This is a genomic window from Dyella sp. 01N36 (assembly GCF_056399745.1).
The window spans coordinates 1-2,245 of sequence record NZ_JBFTRY010000323.1; the positions used below are offsets into that span (position 1 = coordinate 1).

Here is a 2,245-nt window from a genome sequence, read left to right on the forward strand (position 1 = left end):
ATACAGCAGCTGGTCGGCATCCTGCGGACGGTACTTCTGGCCGAACGGCGCGTAGATGCCGATCTGGCGGAACAKGCCTTCCATGCCGAASGTGCGCGMYTCGTCGGSCACGATCGGCACGATGCGCTCGCCGATCTGCTTGTCGCGCAGCATCAGGTTCATGCCGCGCACCAGCGCCATGGTGGTGGAGATTTCGCGCTCGCCGGTGCCCTTGGTGATCTGCTCGAAGGCCGACAGTTCCGGCGCCTTGAGCTTCACATCGGAGGTACGGCGACGCTGCGGCAGCGAACCGCCCAGCGCGCGGCGACGCTCCAGCATGTACTGCACTTCCGGCGAGTCCTTGCCCGGGTGGTAGTACGGCACGTCGGCCAGCTGATCGTCCGGCACCGGGATGTTGAAGCGGTCGCGGAAGTGGCGCACGGCGTCGGCGTCCAGCTTCTTCTGCTGGTGCGTCGGGTTCTGCGATTCGCCGGCGGCGCCCATGCCGTAACCCTTCACCGTCTTGGCGAGGATCACGGTCGGCATGCCCTTGGTCTTCACGGCCTGGTCGTACGCCGCGTACACCTTGTGCGGATCGTGGCCGCCGCGGTTCAGGCGCCAGATGTCSTCGTCCGACAAGTTGGCGACCATCTCGCGCGTTTCGGGATACTTGTTGAAGAAGTGCTCGCGCGTATAGGCGCCACCGAAGGCCTTGCAGGCCTGGTACTCGCCGTCGACGGTTTCCATCATCAGCTTGCGCAGCACGCCCTTGGTGTCGCGCGCGAGGAGCGGATCCCAGTAGCTGCCCCACACCACCTTGATSRCATTCCAGCCGGCGCCGCGGAACACGCMTTCCAGTTCCTGGATGATCTTGCCGTTGCCGCGCACCGGRCCGTCCAGGCGCTGCAGGTTGCAGTTGATCACGAACACCAGGTTGTCCAGGCCTTCGCGGCCGGCCAGCGAGATGGCGCCGAGCGACTCGGGCTCATCGGTTTCGCCGTCGCCCAGGAAGCACCAGATCTTGCGATCGGTCTTGGGCATCAGGCCGCGGTGTTCCAGGTACTTCCAGAACTGCGCCTGGTAGATCGCCTGGATCGGGCCCAGGCCCATCGACACYGTCGGSAMYTGCCAGWAGTCMGGCATCAGCCAGGGRTGSGGGTAGGACGACAGGCCACGGCCATGACCGGCCACTTCCATGCGGAACAGGTCGAGCTGGTCCTCGGCGATGCGGCCTTCCAGGAAGGAGCGCGCATACACGCCCGGGCTCGAATGGCCCTGGTGGAACACCAGGTCGCCCGGATGATCGGCGCTCGGAGCGCGCCAGAAATGGTTGAAGCCCACGTCATACAGCGTGGCCGACGAGGCGAAGCTGGCAATGTGGCCGCCCAGCTCGCCCGGCTTGCGGTTGGCGCGCACCACCATCGCCATCGCATTCCAGCGGATCAGCGTGCGGATGCGCCATTCCATCGCGGCGTCGCCCGGCATCTTGGCTTCGTTGGCCGGCGAGATGGTGTTGACGTACTCGGTGGTCGGGTTGAACGGCAGGTAGCCGCCAGCCCGGCGCGTCGAATCGACCATCTTCTCCAGCAGGTAATGCGCACGCTCGGTGCCATCGTGATTGATGACCGCGTTGAGCGATTCGACCCATTCCTGGGTTTCGGTGGGGTCGAGGTCTTGCTGGAGGATGTCGTCGAGCTGATCCATGGGGAGCTTCTCTCCGCGGCGCCGGGGGGATGGCGCGGCTGTAAGTGGACGTCTCCGCGGGGGGAGACGGGGAACCTTCCGAGTTTAGCTCCGACGGGGTTTTTCGCCAATTGGATCGAGACAATACGGGGGCGAATGGGGGTGGGGGAGGGGTTCGACTTTGGTCGGGAGGGGGTGRCAGGGTTTTGCTTTTGTTGGTCATTCCGGCACGGGCCCGCCTTCGCTTGTCATCCCTGCGCTGCACGAGAGGGGGCAGGGGTGCTCGTCGTTGCAGCGTAGGTGGCGTTTTGTTTGCTATGCCGACGCAGACCGGGGGCGCGCTTCAACAGCCGAATGGCTGGTCATTCAGTTTCGTCAGTCTTCGGTTGTTGCCTCGAGGCCAGCTTGCCGCCTACGCGGCGGGCGTTTCGATCGGCTGCCGCCGACCGAGTCACTTTTCTCTTGCTGGCCCAAGAGAAAAGTAACCCAAAGAGAATGGCCTGATGACGCCCGCAGCATTGTGTTGGGATAAGCCCGAGCGCTTGAGGCGCGTCGTTGTGGGACAACCTCCGAGGGTACATAG

1 protein-coding gene is annotated in these 2,245 nt (G+C 64.6%); it reads right to left on the reverse strand.

What is annotated here, in order from left to right:
• The coding region (gene aceE, locus AC1DMG_RS21660) for a pyruvate dehydrogenase (acetyl-transferring), homodimeric type (RefSeq protein ID WP_477181105.1) at positions 1-1,683 on the reverse strand (1,683 nt) is incomplete at its 3' end.
• Positions 1,684-2,245: the final 562 nt, after the last annotated feature.